Source organism: Shewanella sp. NIFS-20-20 (assembly GCF_019209865.1).
Classification (GTDB): domain Bacteria; phylum Pseudomonadota; class Gammaproteobacteria; order Enterobacterales; family Shewanellaceae; genus Shewanella.
Genome location: NZ_JAHUTT010000040.1, coordinates 15,997 through 37,123 on the forward strand (window position 1 = coordinate 15,997; position 21,127 = coordinate 37,123).

Genomic DNA, 21,127 nt, shown 5'->3' on the forward strand with positions numbered 1-21,127 from the left:
AAGGTATCGTCATTATGGAAAACATGAATCTAAATAAGCATATATCTGGTCAGTTTAATGCTGAACTAGAAGACATTCGCCATCGGGTGTTAACCATGGGCGGTATGGTTGAGCGTCAGTTAGAGCAAGCGCTCGATGCCTTAGCAACCTTGAATGTTGAATTGGCACAGCAAGTGATTGAAGGCGATCATCGCGTTAATGGCATGGAAGTGGCCATCGATGAAGAATGTACCCGCATAATCGCTAAGCGCCAGCCTGCAGCCAGTGATTTACGCTTAATCATTGCTATCTCTAAAACCATCACTGATTTAGAGCGCATTGGTGATGCCTGCGTGCGGATTGCTAAGGCCGCCTTAGAAAAGCGCACCAACAGCCAACAGCCGCTATTAGTGAGCATCGAAAATATGGGGCGTCATGCCACTCGAACCTTACATCAGACCTTAGATGCCTTGGCCCGGATGGATGCCGAAGCGGCGCTAGAGATCCACAAGAGTGATGCTAAGTTAGATACTGAATATGAAAGTATTATTCGCCAACTGATGACGTATATGATGGAAGATCCCCGTTCAATTCCGGGGGTACTCGATGTGTTATGGGCGGCTCGCGCGGTCGAGCGAGTCGGTGATCGCTGCAAGAATATCTGCGAATACATTATTTATTACGTGAAGGGCAAAGATGTGCGCCACACCTCGTATGAAGACATGGAAAAAGATATCAATCCGCAATAATCGCCACAATTTTTTGAAAAAAGTCGCAAGCTTGCGGCTTTTTTTGTTTTATCATACGCCCAATGACTGACGGTGAGCAAAATACCATGACCATGAGCAAATTAGATAAAGTATTGGCGGAGCAACGCGCCTATCAAGCCAATCGTGAGCAAGGCTATCGCGAGAAGGCACTTAAGTTATACCCTTGGGTGTGTGGACGCTGTACTCGTGAATTTACCCACAAAAATTTACGTGAGTTGACCGTACATCATAGAGATCATAATCACGACAACAATCCTGCGGATGGCTCTAATTGGGAGCTATTGTGTTTATTTTGTCATGACAACGAGCACTCTCGCTTTGAAGAATTAATTCAGTTTGGTCCAACCAGCGAAGGCCAACAAGCGGCGGCCACCTTTAATCCATTTGCCGATTTAAAGGCCATGATGAAAAAATGAGTTAGCTAGGCGCTCTATCACTGCCTGTAGTATCGCGGTGAGTTACCCTAGGGGCGGCCACGGAGTGAGACAGGGTTGCTGTGGTCAGTTGGCTGGCGTGTAATTTCTTTTGAGCTCGCCAGCCAAACAAGCCGATAACCGTCGCCAAGCCGGCAAACATCACTAGCCCAAATGATAGCGAATACATCAAGTAGCCAATTAAGCTAACCGCTAATAACAAGATCATCGACAAACCGATGAAGGTTTCATCGAGCAATTGAGACTCGTGCTGGCTGATGAGGGGGAGATCGAGGTTGTCCTCGTGATCTCGAGCGGTGTTAGGCAAGATCCGTCCTGTGAAATAGTGGGAGGGAAATCATACCCAATGTGCACAATTCTCGATTGATCTAGCGCAAGCTTTGACCGTTTTCCCCTATTCGTGTTGCTGATTCGCTTTAACCCAAGTAGACGTCGCCACCTGCCTTGTCGGTAACTGCTTTAGAATATGCCGCTTGTCAGCATCAGCTAAGTGTCGCCATTGGCTAATTTCTTCCATAGTGCGAAAGCAACCTCGGCAAAAGCCATCGCTATTAAGGCCGCATAGGCTGATACAAGGTGAAAGGCTGGGATGATTAGGCTCACGCATTGGCGGTATTCTTGATCTCAAGGTGGCTAAATAATGCTAAAGTTAAGCTTATTTTTCAATGAACTTCTTAATGAAGGTAGTCATGAACACATTTAAACAGCTCTTACTGACATGGGGTGTGGTCAGTATGTTAAGCGGCTGTTCACTGCTTGAAGTGAAACTCGAAAGTGGCATCGAGCCCTTGCCACAAGAACAACTGAGTATGCGGGTATTTACGCGCGAATACAGCAGTACCTTCTTCGCTGGGGTTGAACAGACCGCGGATACTATTGCCAATCAGGCCAAGGGTGATAACGCCCAGATATTGCAGATCAAGAGTCATAGCCTGCTGTGGAAAATCCATGCGGAGCAGACCATGGGCAATAGCATTTTTCAGGTATCACCAGTGGCAGCCATGATTGACACTTGGGCGTTTACTGCCCAAATGGCCCAGTTTTTTGAGTCGGGCAAGGGACAAGATCTCTTTGGTGACGCTACTCGATTGGCGGTGACCACTAGCCTACAGCTGCTTGACGATTATCAAAAGCGTATGCGCGGGTTAATGACTGACAGTGCCTTTGCGGATAATCAAGCATTTATCAGCCAATATGTGGCGGCAAACCCCTTGTTTGATCTGCAATTTAGTCGCACTTCTGCATTTAGTGATTGGCTGCTCTATAAGAAAATAGGGGAGTTTGATGCGGTAACGACCTTTGGCAGTGTGCCTGAAGTCATGACTGACATGTCCGATCGTATGGCGATGCTGGCGGCCCAAACCCCGAAAATCTTGGGTTGGAAGGCTGAGTTTTTTGCCCTGCATAGCAACATCAATAGCGATGAAATTAAGCAAACCTTGGCCAGTATTTCTGACACATCGGCGAAGTTTCAGCAATTAATGGCCCAAAGCCCTGAGATGATGGCAAGTTTGGCGGTGGATCTTCGCACCGAATTGAGTCCGTTGTTGGAAAAGCTCGATGCCAGTGCGGCTAAAAATCTGGCGCAATTGTCGGTAGAGCGACAAGCCCTAGAAACCATGGTCACCCGTGAGCGCGTGGCATTAGAACAGATGGTCAACCGCGAGCGCCAAGCGGTAGCGCAGGATGTCGATACCTTAGTGCAACGCACGGTCGAGCAAACCTTTGCACAAATCAGTGCGCTAATTAAAAGCCTGATCCTCTATATCATCCTATTTTTGTTAGTGGTCTTTTTTGCCCCCCTAGGCTTAGGGGTGTGGTTAGGCAAACGCATGGCCAGCAAGCCTCGACTGCATGCCAATAAGGGTTAATTGTTAACCACCGTATTGAAGACTGTGTTTGGGGGCGTGTCCCCCAATGTTGTTGGAGACTCCCTGTGTTGTTACCTTGTCAAGCTCGTGCGCTTACCCGCCAACTCAGGCTCTTATCTGAGGCGCGCTCATTATGGCAGCTAGCCACCTTTGAACAAGTGGACTTGCCTTGGCGTGTATCATTTCCGCAATTAGCGGCGCTGGTTGAGGGCTTAAGTTTGTCGCAAATTGCCGAGCTAGACAGTTGTCAAACCCGCTTAGTGTCGGCGCTGTGGCCCGCCTTGGCCCAAGATTTACAATCACAGGGCTTAACCTGGCAAGCCCATGAGTTCATGTGGCAATTAGCTGAGCCGCCCTGGTTAACCGAGCAAGAAAACGGGCAATCATCCCAGCTTGAGTCACCAGCAGCGGCGATGGCACCTGAATGGTTGGGGTATTTTAGTGCCCATATCAAGGGACGCAAATGGGCTCAAATTAGCGGTTTTGTTGATGCCTTGCCACTGACGACGTCGCAACGGGTACTGGAATGGTGCGCCGGTAAAGGTCATCTTGGGCGTTTATTAGCTAAGCAATATGGGGTGGCCGTCACCAGTCTTGAGTGGCAAACAGAGTTATGCCAACAAGGCCAACAATTCGCGGCGCAGTGGCACTTACCTCAAACTTTCATTTGTGGTGATGCATTTAACTGTGATACTTCGGTGTTTCAACAGCAAGATCAGGCGGTGGCACTGCATGCCTGTGGTGATTTGCATGTCACCTTAATCAAGCACTCCGCTGCGGCCCGCCTACCTAATCTGGCCATCGCCCCCTGTTGTTATCATCTGATCCAAACGGAAACTTATCAGGGGCTTAGCAATACTTGGCGCCAGAAGGCTCAGGAGCATCAATTGCACTTGAGCAAACGCGATTTGCAACTGGCATTAGCCCAAAGCAGTGTTGCCAGCCCCCGCGCCCAGCAATTAGGCGCTCAAGAAATGACTTGGCGCTTAGGCTTTGATAGTTTGCAACGGCACCTGCGCGGGCAGAATCACTATTTGCCCGTTCCGGCGCTAAAACGTAGCCAATTGAGCGCCAGTTTTGCTGAGTTTTGTGGCTGGGCAGCCCAGCAAAAAGGAGTTGAGCTGCCAAATAATATCGACCTTAATTCTTGGTTAGCGGTCGGCGAAGCGCGGTTATTACTGGTACGCCGGCTTGATTTAGTTGCTCATTTATTTCGGCAACTGCTGGAACACGCCTTAATCAATGACCGAATTTCTTTTTTACAGAGTTGTGGTTATAGTGTGAAATTACATGGGTTTTGTGATGTCAGTGTGACCCCTAGAAACGCCTTAATTTTAGCCAGCTTACCCCCTGAAACACTGCTAGGTGAGTAAATTAACCCAACTTAATTAGAGCGTGGCGGCTGCAGCCGTTATTATCGTTCTCCTTTTCACGACAACAGTTTAGGATGTCTATTGAGCAATCAGCCTCCCAGTGTAGTGTCTGAGTATTGGCGATGGCTTATTGCGCCAAGCTTGGTCTTTATGATTCTTGCCAGCGTGGTCGAGGTCCTCCATGTTGATTTAATGGTCGCCGATGCGTTATATCAATGGCAAGGAGGGCCTAGCGCAGGTGGCTGGACATTGCGCGATGGCTTTATTGAAGAAACGTTATTGCACAAGGGCTTACATAATGTAGTTGTGGTTTTTGCCATTGGCTTGCTGGTGATGTGTATTGCCAGCTTTCGACGTGCTCAATGGCGTCGTTACCGCATCGGTTTGTTATATTTACTGCTGTGTTTTACCATCTCGACTTTAATCGTTGCGACTTTAAAAAAGTACACCCATGTGAACTGTCCGTGGGATTTAATACCTTATGGTGGCAGCCAAATATTTGTGCCTAATTTTGCTCGTTTGCCCGCGGATGTCGCTCCTGGTCGCTGCTTTCCGGGGGGACATGCCAGTGGCGGTTACGGTTGGCTCGGTATATTTTTTGTGGCGTTGGTCTATCGTCCAAGATGGCGATATCCGGTGTTATTGGCGGTCTTGGCCTTTGGTGGCGTGATGGATATTGCGCAGCAGTTACGCGGTGCCCATTTTATGAGCCACGGCTTATGGACATTAGCCATTAGCTGGTGGGTGAGTGCCACGCTCTATTTTGTGATGTTAAGACGTCAGCGTCGCAGGCCACAGTAAATACTCTGCCAACCCTAGGCCGTGATTGGCCACTGCGGCGTGTGGGTGTTTGCGTGAAACACCATCACCTGCTCGCCGTGATAATCAAGTTCGCCGTTAAAGCAAAACCCTAAGTCTTGATATAAGGCGATGGCGGCCAAGTTCTCAGCAAAGACACTGAGATAAATAGCCTGACATTGATAATGCTGAAGCAGATAGTGGACCATTAGCGTCGCAAAAGCGCGACCAAGACCTTGGCCTTGAAATCGATGGCCAATGAAATATCGATCGAACCACACTCTTGGGCCATGTTGCTCATCAAATAAACCATACATGGCAAAGCCGACCACTTGCTCGTCAACACACAATGCGGCGGCAACATAACGATGATCGTGCTGAGCGTCAGCTAAACAGTCAGCCACAGATTCCACAAACCCTGTTTGCTCTGGCGCCAGCGAGAGTTGAGAGAGTGCAATTAAGCGTTGTGGATCCAGGGCACGAATACTTAAAGTATCGCGATGATAATAAATGCTCATGGGAGTGGCTACCGCGGATGGATAAAAACGCGGCGAGTGTAGCGGTTAATTTGAACAATGGCTACCAAAATTAGTGAGGCCGTCACGGTTTATTTTGTGGTAGCCGCTTCGCTGATGGCCTGGATCTTGGTGGCGGGTAATTCGCCTTCAGCACCATTGATGGCATATTCGTTAAAAGGGGTCATTGCCTGTTGAAACAGTGGCGAGTGGAGGTGTTGCTGTAACCAATACCGGACCTTAGGGTAGGGCGCAACGGCAAACCAAGTGGGGTCGACGGCCGCAAATTGGCGAATAAACGGGAAAATGGCATAGTCGACCAGACTGGGCTGCGAGCTCTGCAATTGCGCCTGACGACTGAGCAGAGTTTCTAACTTAGCGATAAATTGACAGGCCTGCTGACGAGAATCGTGTTGGCTCGCTTGGGGGTATCTATCTGCGTACTTATATTTATCCAGCCACGGTTTAAACTCTGCATCATTTTCGGTGATTAACGTTGCCATGGCGGTGATTAACTGAGGTGTAGCATTGGTTAAGTGTGGAGATCGAGCTTGCGTGTAGGCCCAATGCATAATATCAAGGCTCTGTTCAAGGATCTGGCCATTTGGTAACACTAACACGGGCACAGTGCCTTTAGCCGAAGCGGCTAATAACTGTGGCGGCTTATTTTGCAGTCGGATTTCTCGTACCCGTACCTTGATGCCAGCATCGAGTAACGCTAACCGTGCACGCATGGCATAGGGACAACGACGAAAGCTATACAATAACGGCAAAGAGATGGACATCATGCCTTCAGTCATTAAGGAAATCGCCTCCGTGTCACCTTGTTGCATTGTCAGAAGCCACGATGGCGCACTGACGGCGCCATCGAGAATTTACCGCGCAGCATTATTGGCTGATAGATTGTTGGGCTTGGCTAGCTAACTCAGGGACCACATTGATATCACTGCCATCCTTGCCATGACGCGGGTGGTATTGACCCACGGGTAAGGTTTGCGTAGCACTGCTATGCACTTGGCGAGCGATGGGGATATAGTCAGTGGTTGCGGTGGTAATGGCTGTGACAATAAGATCGGCAATTATGTTGCCACTAGAGCCACTGGTATCAACCACCAATGTGTTGGCATAAGACCAGAGGACATCGTTGGTGTGAGTTGAAACTAACACATATTCCATCCCTAAGGTAACATTACCTCCCACCACAATATAGTTAGTTTCCCAATGGGTAAGGGTGATATATAACACCGCATCGGCGCCAAATTTTTCATAGTAGGTTTTGGCCGGCACGCCTTTTAACTGGGCACCGTCAATAACACCAGCTTGTTTAAATACATCGCTAACTACAGGCACTGGCATCACGTAAAAACCTTTGTTTGCCAGCGGTTGAGCCACGGTAGCATTAAGGTAATCAGAGGCTTCTGCGGCCATGGTATTGTTGATCACCGGGGCGATAACAATCGTTTGCGGCTTATTTTCACTGTACATCTTGGGGAACGCTTGTTGCTTGGTGGTCGTAGCGGCACAACCCCCTAATAACAAGAGGCTGGAAAAGATAATCAGATTGCGGATAACCATTACGCTTGCTCCTTTGTGACTAAGCCTTGTAGGAACTTGGCTGATTCAGGATAGAGTTCCGCCTCTTTGGCATACATACTATTGGCTTGTTGAGTTTCACCGCGTTGGGCATAAATATAACCGAGCTCGGCATATATTCCTGGAGGAACCTTCAGGCCCTTTTCTGCCGAGTAGTGAATAATGTCTTGTAACGACGCCAGATGATCCGTCACCGTGGCTTCAGAAGGAGACTTAATATATTGGTAATATGTTTCTGAGTAGTTGCCCCAATAGTAGCCAGTTTCTGTGATTTGAACACATGCTGTCAGCAGCAGAGTCGCGCACAATAGTAGACTTTTTTTCATTATTAATTATCCAGTTAGAGTTTAATTGTTCGAGTTTGACCCGCGGACAAATACAGCTCTTTCGACAGTAATACGTTATTGTCTTGTGTGATGGTTATCTGGTTGCTGCCTTGATCCACTTTCACTTTTAGGACATCGCTATTTTCCAATGCGGGATCGGTGACCCCGGCAATTCCCATTTCAAAAGGTTGCAAATCGGCGGCGCTAATAGTGTGTTGCTTTATGTCGCCGATAGAAATTTGCTTGCCTATCAATGAATCAGCAATGACCACGATATATTGCTCATTATCGATACCCGTGGTGTTGTGAACGTTAGCACCACAAGCCGTCAGGATCAGGCTGACGGCAATCATCAGTAACTTTTTCATAATGTGACCTACTTATCAGATAAATAATATTGCGACAAATCGGTACCAATTTGGCCGTCAATGACTTCTACAAATGAAACTTGTTCAAACTCGTTCTCGCCATAGGTAGACAGCACTGAGACGGTTCCGACCTTTTTTCCAGGCAGAGTAATATCAGTCCCTGTTTGAGGATTATTGATTTTTTTTCCTTTCTTGTAGACCACAAAGGTTTGGCCCGTCGCAATGCCTTGAGCGGCCCCGCCAGCCATGATGTAAGTGCCATCTTCCTGGGATAATAAATAGGAGGTCCAAGGTTTGCTGGTCATATTTTCGACCAAATTACTGATCAATTGTGAAATGGCTTCCGAGAATGCTTTGTCGGTTAGACTTTGATCATAACCTGCCGAAGTTCCTGCCCCGAGAGTTTTCTTGGTTTCAGTGGTGGCTTCTCCTGCGCCTTCGACCGATTCTACGATCATGCCGGTTTCAACATCAATTAAACGGACGTTGACTTTGGCATAGGCTTTTTGCATTTTTGAGGACGAAAATATCCCTGAAGAGCTCTCGGTCGAACGGCCAAATTCGCTGATCGATCCGACGATTAAATACTCGACTGGTACGGCTTGATTATCGCTTGGATTAAGTAACTTCTCTTGATCGATAGCACGACCATCTAGACGCTCAAACATGATGAACTTGTTGGTGTCAGCCAGTCTGGCACTTAAGATGTCAGCGGCTTGTTTTCCTAAGCGATCGCCTTGGGCATCGACAAGAAAACTATTGGCTGCTTGGGTTTCATTGGTAAAGCGCGCGATGGCAATTTTACGTTTTAAGACGTTTTCTGCACTGGCGGGTTGTTCAATGGTAGCTTGAGTGGCATCTAAGGTGGAAGCCATGCTAGGCAAAGCGCTTAACGTCATTCCTAGCGCGAGGGCAATGGCACTCAGCGAAGTAGTATTCATATTGATTGTCCGTGTTAATTAATGAACTAGTGTTTGGACAATTCATTGGGTTGTATGATTTCAATCTTAACTAATAATAAAGCGATACTTCCTTATTTTTAATTCAGCACTGAGCTGAACCCGTTATTTTGAAAGCATCAGTGCCACCAATGAATTGCGTGTAAATGATGAATTTGTTGTTAATCTTGGTTGCGTGATGCTTGATAGTGTTACTCAATTCGCAGCAATAATCGCTGCCATGTAACATAGCAAGGCTGTTTTTTAATGTCTAATTAAAGATTAACATTTTGAGTGTGGGAGTTGTTATTGCGATAATAACAATGGTAGGCAATTGACCGAGCATGCTAGCGGCTATTTTCGGGCGGGAAAAAGAACGAGGTATGACCCGTCATTGTCATGACGAGTCATTTAGTGTTAATACGCTTATAAATTAAAGAATAACCCAGCTAAGGCTGCACTCATTAAATTAGCCAATGTTGCGGCTAATACTGCCTTTAATCCGAGGCCGGCGATTTCACCCCGGCGTTCAGGGGCGAGTACGCCTATAGAGCCTATTTGGATTGCAATTGAGCAAAAGTTAGCAAAGCCACACAGAGCAAATGCCATGATAACTTGGGTTTGCGCCGATAACTCTGCGCGAATGTCGCTAAAATTCAAATAGGCCACAAACTCATTGAGTACCAGCTTTTGACCAATCAATGAGCCCGCTAATTGCATGTCAGTGCTAGGCACGCCAATTAAGAAGGCGATTGGCGCAAACACATAGCCTAACAAGGTTTGCATGGTTAGGCCTTGCCAGCCCATAAATTCACCCAGATACTCAAGCCCGGCATTGGTCATGGCAATCACGCTGATAAACGCCATTAATACCGTGCCAATGGCCACCGCGACGCGAGTACCATTCATGGCACCTGACGCCAGTGCATCGATGGCGTTACTGTGTTCACTCTTGTCTAAGTCAATGGCGCTCTGTTCTACTTGAACCTTAGTTTCAGGGACTAACATTTTGGCCATTAAGATACTGCCAGGCGCAGCCATAAAGCTGGCCGCGATCAGGTACTTTAGCTCAATACCTAAGGCGGCATAGCCCCCAATCACAGATCCCGCGACCGAAGCCATGCCGCACGTCATGATGGTAAACAATTCAGAGCGGGTCATATGTGGCAGAAACGGACGAATAAGCAGCGGCGTTTCACCTTGGGATAAAAAGATATTACCAGTGGCCGCCAAGGATTCCGCCTTGCTGGTTCCTAATAACTTTTGAATGGCACCGCCAATGATTTTGATTAACCATTGGATCACGCCCAGGTAATAAAAGAGTGAAATCAGGGCGCTAATAAAAATGACTAACGGCAGCACCCGAAATGCGAAGATAAAACCGTTATAGGGCATATCGCCAAACAAAAAGCGAATACCTTCATCGGCGAAACTTAAAATATGGGCGACACCATTACTCAAGCTAACTAAGGCGCGTTCACCGGCGGGGATATATAAAGCAATCGCGGCAAATAAGGTTTGTAGACCGAAGGCGGCCATAATAGTGCGCCAGTTGATGCGTTGACGTTGTTCAGATAACGCCCACGCAATAGAGATAAGACTAATCATGCCAATCAGGCTAATAAGCAACTGCATAAAATGTTCCCAGAAGGGTCAGTCGATATTCCAGCGTGCGGATAGGTCGCTATGCCGCAGTTGCCACAGTTAATGGCGAGAATATCCACTTAACAAGCTAATAGACGATGCCGGTCCAGTTCCATGGGGTCATTCACATCCAGATGACAACTTGTTAGTGCGCCGTACACTTGCCAATCGACTTATAGGTTAGTGAGTGTTGATTCATCACTAACAGGCAATAGTGGGGTCTACGGAGCGGCGAGGAGTCTATCAGTGCCGCGGTGATGAACAAGCATTGATTCGATGGAATTTGCTAATGTAGAGCTTGCTCACATAATGCAGATCATTAACTGTGTTGAGTTGGCATTTTTGACCTCGCCAAGGCGACAATTGTTATTGCGTCGCGCATCTGCGGATGTTGAAGGCAATCGATGAGCGCATGAGCAATTAGCGCATTTGCCCCGCGTATAACCCATGGATGACGGCTATCTGGCCTGCCGAGGGTCATTCACTAACAGTGTGGCGTCACCGAGCTTAACTATGCATCATGACCGCATCGCCACGTTAGCCATCACCGAAAGGAGTCAAAGTGAAAATAGCGATGATAGGTTTAGCCTTAATGGCCAGTGCTGCCCAAGCGCCATCTGACTAAGCTTACCGTCTGGGGCCTGAGTGTATGTTGGCGGCAACGATAGTCGAAAACCCACTGGTACCACCGCCTTTACGCCAGAGTTATTATATTGAAGTGGCGCTTAATGACGCGACTTCGGCGCAATTTAGCTTGTTTACGCAAAAGATTATCGGCTCAGACTTGCTGCTGACTAATGGGGTTGGTGACTTTTTGCAGGTACCCGCCAGTCGAGTCGTCATGGGCATTGGCGTTAAATTTAGATTGGCGTCATACCGAGTCAAGCACAGGCAGAGGCCGTGTTAGGGGGGTATGCGCGCTGGAAGTCAGTGAGGCGTTGGCGCTTCCACGGTGGATTAATTGTTCGTTTTATTGATTAATGCGGACAAACAAGCGCTCGTTTCGGTACCCATTAACTATTATTGATAGCACCTCGCGGGCATGGATTCATAATTTGGGTGTGTGTAGTTTGGTTAGCACTTTTGGCCAGATTGTGATCCCAGATTGGCGAGAAATGCAGTATGACTATTTTGCATGTTAACGATGATTAAGTTTCATTTTATTCATATAGCCAGCTCGCCTACACTAGCCTTATATGATTGTTTTCACAGACTGAGTATTGACCATGACTTTTACTGCTTTGGTATTAAACCAACAAGATAAACGCACCCTCGCCACCGTAGAGCAATTGGATGATAGCGCCTTACCTCAGGGTGATGTCACTGTGAACGTTGACTACAGTTCGCTTAACTATAAAGATGGATTAGCCATTACTGGCCGCGGTCGAATTATTCGCGAGTTTCCTATGGTGCCAGGTATCGATTTTGTTGGGCGTGTCGAGCAATCTAGCGATGCCAGATATCAAGTGGGTGACAGCGTGGTATTAACCGGCTGGGGGGTCGGTGAAAATCATTGGGGCGGCATGGCACAAAAAGCTCGCGTTAACGCCGATTGGTTAGTGCCATTAGTGGCGGGATTAACGCCTCAACAAAGCATGATGATTGGCACGGCGGGGTTAACTGCCATGCTCTGTGTGCAAACATTAATAGATGCCGGTATCCAACCAGACCGCGGTGAAGTCGTGGTGACGGGTGCCAGTGGTGGTGTGGGTTCTGTGGCCGTGTGCCTATTATCCCAATTGGGATATCAGGTCGCCGCTGTGACAGGTCGTCTTGAACAAAATGGCCCTATGCTGACGCAATTAGGCGCCAATCGCATTATCGATCGCAGCGAGTTTGAACAAGACGCGCGTCCGCTGGAAAAACAAATGTGGGCGGGGGCTGTCGATACTGTCGGTAGCAAAGTCTTAGCCAAAGTGCTGAGTCAGATGGATTACAATGGTGCCGTTGCGGCGTGCGGTCTTGCCGGTGGCTTTGATTTACCCACCACTGTGATGCCATTTATTTTACGTAATGTCAGTTTGCGCGGGGTTGATTCGGTGCAATGCCCTTACGCACAGCGCATGCACGCTTGGCAACGTTTAGCCGAGTTATTACCTGCCAGTTATTTTGAGACCGCTTGCCGTGAAGTGAGCTTAGATGAGGCGGCAGCGTGCGCCGATGCCATCACTCAAGGTCAAATCACAGGGCGGGTATTAATTAAGTTGTAAGATGGGTATTTAGCCTAGCCCCATCGTACGTATGCGGCTATCCATCAGGTGGCCGCATTCTTGTTGAATGACCTGTCTTAACCACTGCTGCGGCGCGGCATGCTCGCTTCTCGGGTGCCACGCCAACGAATATTGAAACGGCTTAAACTCAAACGGCAATGGTTTGATCACTAGCTGATGACGCTCAGCCACTAAATAGGCCAGATCGGCCGGAACCGTGATGATCAATGGCAAGGTATCGACAATGGCCAGGGCACTTTCTAAATGGTAGGCCCGCAATATCTGTTTCTTTGGTGGATAAGCCTCTAAGGCGTTATCTAATAGTTGTTTGACACCATCACTGATGGCGATCATCGCATGGGGATACGCCAAATAATCGTCAATGCTCAGTTCGCTGTTGGCTAAGGGATGATGATGAGACACTAAGCACGACACCCCCACTAACCCCAAGGTTTCATGAATTAACGGTGCACTGGCGGCAGTGGGTCGACAAATTGCCATATCACAACCTTCTGAGGTGAGCTGCGCCAATAAGTTATCGTGCTGCAATGGCACAAACTCTAAGGCTATATGTGGCGCCTCTCGGTAAATTCTAGGCAAGGCAAAAGGCAGCACAGTTTGCATGGCGTAATCTGTGGTGGCTAAGGTAAAGTGGGTGGTACAACGGGCCGGATCGAATCCCTGCTGGGTTAAAAGTTGCCCCATATTTTGCAAGGGCTGTTCTAGGGCGGCGCCCAAGCTAATGGCGCGCTCGGTTGGGATGAGCTGCGCCCCTTGTCGAATAAATAAGGGGTCATCTAATAGCTGGCGCAACCTAGCGAGCACTCGGCTCATGGCCGACTGACTTAAATTAAGCCTAATGGCTGCTTTGCTGACACTATTTTCTTGCAGTAACACTTGCAATGCGATCAATAAATTAAGATCGCGGCGATACATTTCTTGCAGTTCCACTAAAACTCCCAACAGCACAGCACCCAGATACAGTGCATCATAGCATGCTCACCACGGGCATTAATTAACATTGATTTTGTCGATAACGGCAATCGTCATTAAATCGCTTAAATTTAGCCTAAGTAAACGGTCATTCACTTGTCGCGTGGGTTTGTTTTGCCTATGGTATTGGCATCAATCTTTGTTCTTGAGGTTACCATGAATACTCATTTAGCGCTCCGCGTTCGTCAATGGATACACCAAGATCCCGACAGCCAGCATAGTCAGCAATTACAGGCGTTATTGGATAATAATAATCAGGCTGCGCTAACCCCTTTGTTTGCCGGGCGATTGGCCTTTGGTACAGCGGGGATCCGCGGGGTAGTGGGCCCAGGTCCGATGCACATGAATCGCTTATTGGTTCGGCAAACGAGTGCTGGTTTAGGGCGCTATTTAACCGAGCAAGTCAAAGATGCCCAACAGCGCGGGGTGATCATTGGCTATGATGGCCGCCACGATTCTAAACAGTTTGCCGAAGATGCGGCGTCAGTGTTATTAGCCATGGGGTTTCAGGTTAAGTTGACCTATCAAGTGGCTGCCACCCCCTTAATTGCCTTTGGCGTGAAGCATTTCAATGCGGCCGCCGGCATAGTGGTGACCGCCAGTCATAATCCGCCGCAATATAATGGTTATAAAGTATATTGGGAAAATGGCGCGCAAATTATTCCGCCCCATGACAGCGGGATTGCCGCGTGTATTGATGCACTGGCAGACAGTGACATTAGCTTAATGGCCTTAGAGCATGCCCATGCCAATGGCCAACTCGAGTGGCTGCAACAAGATTATTACGAGTGTTATCAAGCGGCAGTGATTCAGGCGCCTGAGCTGACTAATCATACACGTCCACAGTCAGTGAGCCTGAGTTATACTGCCATGCATGGTGTGGGAGCTCCGCTGGCGATAACCTTACTTAAGCAAGCCGGCTTTACCCAGGTGTATTCGGTCGCCGCGCAGCAATTTCCCGATGGCAATTTTCCCACTGTCACCTTTCCCAACCCTGAAGAACCCGGCGCCATGGACCTAGTGATCGCTGAGGCGAAGGCACACAGTGCTTTATTAGCTTGCGCCAATGATCCCGATGCCGATCGCTTTGCGGTGGCCGTCAGAACCGATACTGGCGAATATCAAATGCTAACTGGCGATCAGGTTGGGGTCTTGCTTGGGCATTATTTGTTAACCCACGCCAAAGGTAATCGCGGCTTAGTGGGCAATACCATCGTCTCGTCAAGTTTACTTGCCAAAATTACCGAGGCCATAGGGGGGCAAAGTTATACCACGCTCACCGGCTTTAAGTGGTTGATGAATATCGGCCAGCAGCGTCAAAGTGAGCAGCAGCCATTTTTATTCGCGTATGAAGAAGCCTTGGGCTATACCATTGGCTCGACAGTGTGGGATAAAGACGGCCTCAGTGCCCAACTTGCTTTTGCCCAACTCACGGCCGAGCTAGCTAGCCAAGGGTATACTCTGTGGGATCGACTCAGTGCCATTTATCGTGAATTCGGGCTGCATTTGAATGCGCAAGTGAGTATTAAGTTGGAACCCAGTACGCCAAATATTGGGGAGCATTTACGCGCGCACCCGCCGCGTGATATCGACGGGGTAGCTATTGAGAGTATCGATGACATCAAGTGTGGTCTGCGTCGCTTAGCGGATGGTCGCGAGCTTGCCATCGACTTGCCCAGCAGTGATGTGCTGATTTATCGACTGGTGAATGGCAGTCGCGTGATTGTAAGGCCATCGGGCACTGAACCTAAAATCAAATGTTACTACGAAGTGATCACCACCATGGCGCCATCAGAATCGTTAGCGAGTGCCCATCGCCGAGCAAGTCAGCAAATGGAGGCATTTATCAAGGCCCACCAAGCGTCACTGCCTCGAGCCTAATACATGATGGCAACCGCTTGCTTAGTTATCGCTAGCAGTGGTGGTAAATTCTTTTTTTTCGGTGGTTGCACCACTGCTGACACCATGCTGTCAGCAGCCCCCGCGTATGTTAGCTAAGTCGCTAATACTGGTGACCTTAAAGGAGAATAATTATGTTGCAACATGCAGCGTTAGTGTGGGCCGATATCCCGGTAATCGATATGAACCGAGCCATGGCGTTTTATCATCAACATTTTACCTTCACGTTTAGTCAAATGACGATGGATGATATGGAGTACGCCATTGTTGAACAATTGGAAGAGCAAGGGGCGGGGATCGGCTTGCTTTATCATCCTGAGGCTATGCCATCAACCACCGGCAGTGTGGTCTATTTACAGCAGACAGGCTCGCTCCAGCAGAAGGTAGATAACCTCGGGGCGGCGGGGGTTAAGGTGGTATTGCCACCGAAAGCTATTCAAGACGGAGAGCATGGCTATATTGCCTTATTTATTGATTGTGAGGGCAATAAAGTAGGATTATGGTCGATGCAAGCCTAGGCTTACTCTCAGAGTCATTTTAGATGGAACAGCGATGCGCCGTGCCGACCGATTATTTCAAATAGTGCAAATCCTCCGCCATCGTCGCTTAACCACGGCGCAGCACTTAGCCGAGCGCCTTGAAGTATCAAGGCGCACGATTTATCGCGATATTCAAGATTTATCCTTATCTGGCATGGCCATCGAAGGTGAAGCTGGGGTTGGCTACATGCTTAGACATGGCTGTGACGTGCCACCGTTAATGTTTACCGAGGCTGAATTGGAGGCCATTCAGGTTGGTATGCGAATGGTGGAAACTTGGGGCGGAGAGAGTTTGGCCAGTGCGGCAAAACAAGCCATGATCAAGGTTGAGGCGGTGTTGCCCGAACGGTTGAAAGATTATCACTCCTTATTGTTCGTGCCAGATTTTTATGTAGATAAACAAGAGCTTGCTTTTCTAGACCCGTTGCGCATTTGCGCTCAGAAACGACAAGCGGTGACGCTCTGTTATAGCGATGCCAAGCAAGAACACACCGAGCGTACTGTCCATCCTTTGGCGATATATTTCTGGCGCGGCACATGGACCTTATTGACTTGGTGCCTGTTGCGCCATAGTTTTCGAAATTTCAGGGTCGATAGGATCCATTCGTTGACGCTGTTAGATATCACTTTTGCGGTCACCCCGGGACAAGAGTTAGCAGATTATCTCAGCTTGATGGCGCAGGCTAACGACTGTAACTCTTCTCAATCTTGATAAACCACGCGGGTTATTTAAGGATATGCTGAGCGGTTGGCGCCAGCGCCGCGGGCCAATCGGCGGCGAGTACCGCCTTAATCATTAGCGCAATTTGCAGTTGAGTGCGATAGTCATCGAGGTAAAAATAGCGTTCAAATACATAACTCTTGCCCTGATGTTCAATGGCAAAATATAAGGTGGTGCGCCCTTTTTGTGGTGTGGTCATTAAGGTGATGGTGCCGCTCGGGTGTTGATACTCTGTGGTGATGATGTTGTCGGCTGAATAGGTGTGATTGAAATCCACTATCTCGGCTAAATGCGTTGCCAATGCGGGGGCTGCCGCGTGCGGATACACTCGATAACTTAAGTCGGCAAACACTGAGGCTAACCCGTGGATCATCCCGCGCTGTTGTTGCTGGCCTGTGGCGTTGGCAAAATGATCTGCCATTAGGGCATGATCAAGGGTTGGTTGCAAAAGTGCACCATAGCGCTGGTTAAAATCAGCCGCAGCCAGCGCCAGTAATTGAGAGACATTTAGGTTTGGCTGCGCAGGTCGCAAGCTGTTCATCAACGCCAAGCGTTTACAAACGTCTTGTTGGTTATCTAAGCTAAGCCTTACGGCGGTTATCATCAGTACATGCACCTTGGCAATCTCATCAAAGTCTCGCCGAGTTAAGATGATTTCATCGACATATGGGGAGATGTACACCAGGTTATGTTCATCTTCAATCAAGATCTGGATAGGATTAGCCACCACATTAGGTTGCCAAACACGCCAATCGATAGCGTCTTTCTCCGCCGCTATCTCATGAATTTGAATGCCAACATCATCTAAAGATACTGTGATTGTGCGGGTATTACTCTTGGCGCCTCCCGGGCTGGTTTTGGCCATTAACATTAAATAGTTATCATTTGTCCGGCTAAAAAATTGTTGGAAGGCTTGAGGTTCCATAAAGTATTGCTTGCTGCGACTGGACACCCGACTGTAAGGACTGTCAATATCAATTTTTTCCAATGGTAAATCCATTGCAAATGAAGATTTAGTCTGTTCAACGTCACTGTTTGCAAGTTTAGATAAGGGCTGTAAGTACTGACTATGGCCCCAATAGGATTCAGCCAAGCAGGCGTTGATCTGTCCGATTAATGTTTGCTTGTGGCGAGAGTATTCGTTGTAACCTTGTTGTTGACGGGTGTGTGCTTGCGTCAGGCTATCGCTGGTGGGCAAAACCAGACGCCAATAAGAGCGATAGGGGGCGGCCGATATATCACCAATCACTAGGTCATCGAGAACCAAACGCTTGGGATCATCTTTGGCCGCGTAAACTTGGCTGCCATACAAATAGCCATCACTGACGATAAACCCTTGAGTTGAATTGTCAGTGACGCTTAAAACGTCAAGTCGATTCTCATATTTATGGGTGTACTCATACACACTTAGTCGGCGCTGTTCAGTATCTAAGTAGAGGATTTGGTCATGTAACAAGTCATATTGATAGTCTAATCCGACACTGCTGGTTTCTTCGGGAGGATAAGGCGTGAGCCGCTCAAATAGATAATATCCGGAGGTTATCGCCGCGGTTGATACTTTGGCATTGTTAGCCTTCTCGTCAGTCATGTTAGCCTTCACGTCAGTCATAGTGGTTAACACTCCTGCCAAACAAATCAAAAAAATACTCAGCAACAACAACGGAGAGTGGCGGCGAAATTTTTGCAAAGATGACCTCAATAATTTTCCTGATGATTGCTTGCAGCGCGGGGCGCTCTGCTACTCAGCCTTATACTGAAAGGTATCACGGCTTGATATGGGTTACAAATTGTTGCAAGTCAGTGCTCTTTGCGTTCACTGCCCTCACCAAGCGCCGCTCTAAGGGCATGATTTGCTGATGCTGATGGCGTGAAAAAATGCACTCGCTGATGATCATTGGTGAGGGAACTGCTCTTTGTTGACTAAGGCGCGGGGAGCCTATTTGCTAGCGAGCGCTATTTTTTAAAATATTTATTACGTATATCTCATATAATTGAAATTACCCCACTCAAAGGTGGAGTTGTTGCTGGGTATCAACTAAAGTATAACGCTGTGATTTTTATCGACTTAATATAACGGACTATGACAAGTTTTCTCAGCACAGTGGCGCGAACTTTCGCCATCGGCATGATTGCATTGCTTGCCCTTGCGGGGTGCCAAACACCACCTCCCTCGACCATGACCCCAAAGCCTATCCCTGGTGCTCTTCGTCATTTACCTATGGATGCCAAATTTGAAGGCGCTGATATCCTTGATATCCAGCTAGCCCTTAACGATCGCAATCTTTACTTAGCCGATAATGGCACGATTAAAATGCTTACCATCAGTCAGTGCCGACTGGATATTTCGGCCCATCGCGGCGATTTCCGTTTTCCAGAAAGCAGCCAGAGTGCCATTGCTGCCGCCTTGCTTGATAATTTTACCAGTGTTGAAATTGATGTCATGCAACTGGGTGATGGCACTTGGGTGAATCATCACGATAGCCAAACAGGCCGAGCGAGCGTGCATTACACCGGTGAACGATTGACGCTTAAACGCATGACCCGCCAGCAATTTAACCAGCTGAAATTGCGTGATAAATTATCAAACGATCTGGTCGATATGCGCCCCATTACAGCGTATGAAGCATTCGAGACCTTTGCAGCTTATCAAAATGGACAGCAGCAACTGAATGTGGAGATCAAATCGGAGGCGAATGGTCATGATTTAGCCTTGCTCGACAGCGCATTGCGACATACCGTGGGGCAGGGCAATTATTACTATTCGTCGAGCCACCTTGCCACCTTAAAAAAATTTCGCGGTATTAACCCCCAAGTGTATTTAGGTTTTGTGCAAGGCAGCCATCCCACCAGTGTCGAACGTTTAAAAGCCTTGCTGCAACAGGGGGCCAGCCATGATGGCTACTACCAAGACAATCAGCATTCGCTAGAGATTGCCGCAGGGGTTGGAAGCAAGCGTTATCGTTCCCGCTATAAAAATTACGCGAGTGGATCAGGGCTCAAGACCTTGTTTAATGCCTTAGGAGAACATTCAGGATTGCACCTCGATATTCGCAGTCTTAGACAACATCCTCAGGTGGTACAAAGTGCGAAGCGTTATGGCATGAAGGTCTATAGCTATTCCATCAATGGCACAAACTACCATCAACAGCAGCTAATGGCCTTGTCCCATCACGAGCGACCCCATGGGGTCATTGTGGACACCACGCCTTATCAAATCTGTCAAAAACTGTTTAATAGCGCTCAGCCGACTGGGCAGTATCAAGCGACAACGGCAGCCGGACAATACATAACATCATTACCCAGTGACAGCGACTTTGATCGTTTTGATGAGATGTTAGCCTATCAAAATGAGGGTTACTACATCGCGTTGAGCGGGTCACTAAAAGCCATTAAGTCGCCCGTGCTGGCTGAAGTCATTAAAAGCAGCAGCGATCATCCTGTGGCAGTCGATGCCCATGGTTTTCCGATCATTGTCGATGAACACCTAGATACCAGTACCAGCACGACCATCATATTAACTCTACCAAGAAGTCAAAATGACAGATAACAAGCACAGTCCTTTTGCCACGGGATTACTGCAAGCCTCGCCGACGCAAGCGCACATAGCGGACGCCAAAAAGCAGTTTGAAAAACAGCAAAAGCAACAGCAGGCTCGACAAACAAAACAGCAAAAACAACAACAGACTGAACAACAAATTGCGCGTGGAACCAAACCCTTTTGGTGGTTGATGACCATGTTCATCTGCGCGCTAGTCTATCTGATCCCTGAGGTAGTGTTTAATGCCGCCTTGACCGAAGTCGCCGGCGGTCGCCACTCCAGTGAAGACGATTTACGGGCGGTTGAACTTTTTGGCCGCACCATCAGTGGCGTTGGCGTGACTTTATTACTGGCCGATCTGCTGATCACCGGCAGACGATTGGCCTCGGTAGGGCGCGCCCTTGCATATTTCGGCTTACTGGCGGTGATCGTTTGGCCAAGCGTATTTTTTGGGCAAAAATGGTTGGTGGATAACTTTATCATCGATGCATGGCGTTGTTTCCTAAATCATTGAACTAATCATCAGAACCACGATCAGATCATTAGAACTTTGAGATGGGTGACGATGATGGGTAAGGCAAAGTACAAAATCAGCAACTGGAAGCAATATAACCAAGC

At 48.1% G+C, this 21,127-nt stretch carries 23 protein-coding genes; 12 read left to right on the forward strand and 11 right to left on the reverse strand.

Going from position 1 to position 21,127, the window contains the following annotated elements; translation table 11 throughout:
* The first annotated feature begins 14 nt into the window (after positions 1-14).
* Entirely contained in the window at positions 15-728 is a 714-nt protein-coding gene (gene phoU, locus KU855_RS12855; RefSeq protein ID WP_218530677.1) for a phosphate signaling complex protein PhoU, read from the forward strand.
* Between the two features lie 86 nt (positions 729-814).
* On the forward strand, positions 815-1,165 hold the full coding sequence (locus tag KU855_RS12860; RefSeq protein ID WP_218530678.1) for a YajD family HNH nuclease: 351 nt from the start codon (positions 815-817) through the stop codon (positions 1,163-1,165).
* Position 1,166: 1 nt separating this feature from the next.
* On the opposite strand, the gene KU855_RS12865 is transcribed toward KU855_RS12860, so the two are convergent.
* Together KU855_RS12865 and KU855_RS12870 are read right to left on the reverse strand one after the other, a co-directional pair.
* Positions 1,167-1,490 carry a hypothetical protein gene (locus tag KU855_RS12865; protein WP_218530679.1) on the reverse strand — a complete coding sequence of 108 codons (324 nt, stop codon included), beginning with the start codon at positions 1,488-1,490 and terminating at the stop codon, positions 1,167-1,169.
* 87 nt (positions 1,491-1,577) lie between these two features.
* Entirely contained in the window at positions 1,578-1,790 is a 213-nt protein-coding gene (locus tag KU855_RS12870) for a DUF1289 domain-containing protein (RefSeq protein ID WP_218530680.1), read from the reverse strand.
* An 82-nt stretch (positions 1,791-1,872) separates the two neighbouring features.
* Here KU855_RS12870 and KU855_RS12875 point away from each other — a divergent pair, with 82 nt between their 5' ends.
* The 3 genes from KU855_RS12875 (at position 1,873) to KU855_RS12885 (ending at position 5,228) form a co-directional block, all read left to right on the forward strand.
* Entirely contained in the window at positions 1,873-3,054 is a 1,182-nt protein-coding gene (locus KU855_RS12875; RefSeq protein ID WP_218530681.1) for a chemotaxis protein, read from the forward strand.
* A gap of 65 nt (positions 3,055-3,119) precedes the next feature.
* Positions 3,120-4,427 carry a methyltransferase gene (locus KU855_RS12880; protein WP_218530682.1) on the forward strand — a complete coding sequence of 436 codons (1,308 nt, stop codon included), beginning with the start codon at positions 3,120-3,122 and terminating at the stop codon, positions 4,425-4,427.
* Between the two features lie 81 nt (positions 4,428-4,508).
* Positions 4,509-5,228, forward strand: a complete 720-nt coding sequence (locus tag KU855_RS12885) for a phosphatase PAP2 family protein (RefSeq protein WP_218530683.1) — start codon at positions 4,509-4,511, stop codon at positions 5,226-5,228.
* A 14-nt stretch (positions 5,229-5,242) separates the two neighbouring features.
* On the opposite strand, the gene KU855_RS12890 is transcribed toward KU855_RS12885, so the two are convergent.
* The 7 genes from KU855_RS12890 to KU855_RS12920 all read right to left on the reverse strand — a co-directional run bounded on the left by KU855_RS12890 (position 5,243) and on the right by KU855_RS12920 (position 10,600).
* On the reverse strand, positions 5,243-5,743 hold the full coding sequence (locus tag KU855_RS12890) for a GNAT family N-acetyltransferase (protein ID WP_218530684.1): 501 nt from the start codon (positions 5,741-5,743) through the stop codon (positions 5,243-5,245).
* Positions 5,744-5,832: 89 nt separating this feature from the next.
* The gene (locus KU855_RS12895) at positions 5,833-6,573 is read right to left on the reverse strand and encodes a glutathione S-transferase (protein ID WP_256261014.1); all 741 of its coding nucleotides are present in this window, start codon (positions 6,571-6,573) and stop codon (positions 5,833-5,835) included.
* Positions 6,574-6,628: 55 nt separating this feature from the next.
* Entirely contained in the window at positions 6,629-7,315 is a 687-nt protein-coding gene (locus tag KU855_RS12900; protein ID WP_218530685.1) for a GNA1162 family protein, read from the reverse strand.
* Complete coding sequence (locus tag KU855_RS12905) at positions 7,315-7,659, reverse strand: DUF4810 domain-containing protein (RefSeq protein ID WP_218530686.1); 345 nt, start codon at positions 7,657-7,659, stop codon at positions 7,315-7,317. Before KU855_RS12905 ends, KU855_RS12900 begins: the two co-directional genes overlap by 1 nt.
* A gap of 14 nt (positions 7,660-7,673) precedes the next feature.
* Positions 7,674-8,027, reverse strand: a complete 354-nt coding sequence (locus KU855_RS12910) for a hypothetical protein (RefSeq protein ID WP_218530687.1) — start codon at positions 8,025-8,027, stop codon at positions 7,674-7,676.
* An 8-nt stretch (positions 8,028-8,035) separates the two neighbouring features.
* Positions 8,036-8,968 (reverse strand): CsgG/HfaB family protein, encoded by a 933-nt coding sequence (locus tag KU855_RS12915; RefSeq protein ID WP_218530688.1) that lies wholly within the window; start codon positions 8,966-8,968, stop codon positions 8,036-8,038.
* Between the two features lie 423 nt (positions 8,969-9,391).
* Positions 9,392-10,600, reverse strand: coding sequence for a NupC/NupG family nucleoside CNT transporter (locus tag KU855_RS12920; protein ID WP_218530689.1), 1,209 nt, complete (start codon positions 10,598-10,600; stop codon positions 9,392-9,394).
* A 658-nt stretch (positions 10,601-11,258) separates the two neighbouring features.
* Between KU855_RS12920 and KU855_RS12925 the strand changes: the two genes are divergently transcribed.
* Together KU855_RS12925 and KU855_RS12930 are read left to right on the forward strand one after the other, a co-directional pair.
* Positions 11,259-11,516 (forward strand): hypothetical protein, encoded by a 258-nt coding sequence (locus KU855_RS12925; RefSeq protein ID WP_218530690.1) that lies wholly within the window; start codon positions 11,259-11,261, stop codon positions 11,514-11,516.
* Positions 11,517-11,835: 319 nt separating this feature from the next.
* A complete protein-coding gene (locus KU855_RS12930) occupies positions 11,836-12,819 on the forward strand; it encodes an MDR family oxidoreductase (protein ID WP_218530691.1) in 984 nt (327 codons plus the stop codon).
* 9 nt (positions 12,820-12,828) lie between these two features.
* On the opposite strand, the gene KU855_RS12935 is transcribed toward KU855_RS12930, so the two are convergent.
* A complete protein-coding gene (locus KU855_RS12935) occupies positions 12,829-13,770 on the reverse strand; it encodes a LysR family transcriptional regulator (RefSeq protein ID WP_218530692.1) in 942 nt (313 codons plus the stop codon).
* 198 nt (positions 13,771-13,968) lie between these two features.
* Between KU855_RS12935 and KU855_RS12940 the strand changes: the two genes are divergently transcribed.
* From KU855_RS12940 to KU855_RS12950, 3 genes are all read left to right on the forward strand, one after another.
* Positions 13,969-15,693 carry a phospho-sugar mutase gene (locus KU855_RS12940; RefSeq protein WP_218530693.1) on the forward strand — a complete coding sequence of 575 codons (1,725 nt, stop codon included), beginning with the start codon at positions 13,969-13,971 and terminating at the stop codon, positions 15,691-15,693.
* Positions 15,694-15,845: 152 nt separating this feature from the next.
* Entirely contained in the window at positions 15,846-16,229 is a 384-nt protein-coding gene (locus tag KU855_RS12945) for a VOC family protein (RefSeq protein WP_218530694.1), read from the forward strand.
* 34 nt (positions 16,230-16,263) lie between these two features.
* The gene (locus KU855_RS12950) at positions 16,264-16,962 is read left to right on the forward strand and encodes a YafY family protein (RefSeq protein WP_218530695.1); all 699 of its coding nucleotides are present in this window, start codon (positions 16,264-16,266) and stop codon (positions 16,960-16,962) included.
* 13 nt (positions 16,963-16,975) lie between these two features.
* Here the strand turns inward: KU855_RS12950 and KU855_RS12955 are convergent, their stop codons facing one another.
* Complete coding sequence (locus KU855_RS12955; RefSeq protein ID WP_218530696.1) at positions 16,976-18,580, reverse strand: hypothetical protein; 1,605 nt, start codon at positions 18,578-18,580, stop codon at positions 16,976-16,978.
* A 471-nt stretch (positions 18,581-19,051) separates the two neighbouring features.
* On the opposite strand from KU855_RS12955, the gene KU855_RS12960 reads away from it, so the two are divergent.
* Positions 19,052-20,518: a glycerophosphodiester phosphodiesterase family protein gene (locus KU855_RS12960; protein ID WP_218530697.1), complete on the forward strand. Its 1,467-nt coding sequence runs from the start codon at positions 19,052-19,054 to the stop codon at positions 20,516-20,518.
* Positions 20,508-21,023, forward strand: a complete 516-nt coding sequence (locus tag KU855_RS12965) for a hypothetical protein (RefSeq protein WP_218530698.1) — start codon at positions 20,508-20,510, stop codon at positions 21,021-21,023. Before KU855_RS12960 ends, KU855_RS12965 begins: the two co-directional genes overlap by 11 nt.
* The last annotated feature ends 104 nt before the right edge of the window (positions 21,024-21,127 follow it).

Bases quoted from the DNA above. Each gene is read 5' to 3' on its own strand.
- KU855_RS12910 (WP_218530687.1), bottom strand. From the start codon at position 8,027: ATGAAAAAGTTACTGATGATTGCCGTCAGCCTGATCCTGACGGCTTGT.
- KU855_RS12955 (WP_218530696.1), bottom strand. From the start codon at position 18,580: ATGACTGACGTGAAGGCTAACATGACTGACGAGAAGGCTAACAATGCC.
- KU855_RS12960 (WP_218530697.1), top strand. From the start codon at position 19,052: ATGACAAGTTTTCTCAGCACAGTGGCGCGAACTTTCGCCATCGGCATG.
- KU855_RS12895 (WP_256261014.1), bottom strand. From the start codon at position 6,573: ATGCAACAAGGTGACACGGAGGCGATTTCCTTAATGACTGAAGGCATG.
- KU855_RS12945 (WP_218530694.1), top strand. From the start codon at position 15,846: ATGTTGCAACATGCAGCGTTAGTGTGGGCCGATATCCCGGTAATCGAT.
- KU855_RS12900 (WP_218530685.1), bottom strand. From the start codon at position 7,315: ATGGTTATCCGCAATCTGATTATCTTTTCCAGCCTCTTGTTATTAGGG.
- KU855_RS12915 (WP_218530688.1), bottom strand. From the start codon at position 8,968: ATGAATACTACTTCGCTGAGTGCCATTGCCCTCGCGCTAGGAATGACG.
- KU855_RS12950 (WP_218530695.1), top strand. From the start codon at position 16,264: ATGCGCCGTGCCGACCGATTATTTCAAATAGTGCAAATCCTCCGCCAT.
- KU855_RS12860 (WP_218530678.1), top strand. From the start codon at position 815: ATGACCATGAGCAAATTAGATAAAGTATTGGCGGAGCAACGCGCCTAT.
- KU855_RS12875 (WP_218530681.1), top strand. From the start codon at position 1,873: ATGAACACATTTAAACAGCTCTTACTGACATGGGGTGTGGTCAGTATG.
- KU855_RS12920 (WP_218530689.1), bottom strand. From the start codon at position 10,600: ATGCAGTTGCTTATTAGCCTGATTGGCATGATTAGTCTTATCTCTATT.
- KU855_RS12925 (WP_218530690.1), top strand. From the start codon at position 11,259: ATGTTGGCGGCAACGATAGTCGAAAACCCACTGGTACCACCGCCTTTA.
- KU855_RS12930 (WP_218530691.1), top strand. From the start codon at position 11,836: ATGACTTTTACTGCTTTGGTATTAAACCAACAAGATAAACGCACCCTC.
- KU855_RS12905 (WP_218530686.1), bottom strand. From the start codon at position 7,659: ATGAAAAAAAGTCTACTATTGTGCGCGACTCTGCTGCTGACAGCATGT.
- KU855_RS12940 (WP_218530693.1), top strand. From the start codon at position 13,969: ATGAATACTCATTTAGCGCTCCGCGTTCGTCAATGGATACACCAAGAT.
- KU855_RS12890 (WP_218530684.1), bottom strand. From the start codon at position 5,743: ATGAGCATTTATTATCATCGCGATACTTTAAGTATTCGTGCCCTGGAT.
- phoU (WP_218530677.1), top strand. From the start codon at position 15: ATGGAAAACATGAATCTAAATAAGCATATATCTGGTCAGTTTAATGCT.
- KU855_RS12870 (WP_218530680.1), bottom strand. From the start codon at position 1,790: ATGCGTGAGCCTAATCATCCCAGCCTTTCACCTTGTATCAGCCTATGC.
- KU855_RS12965 (WP_218530698.1), top strand. From the start codon at position 20,508: ATGACAGATAACAAGCACAGTCCTTTTGCCACGGGATTACTGCAAGCC.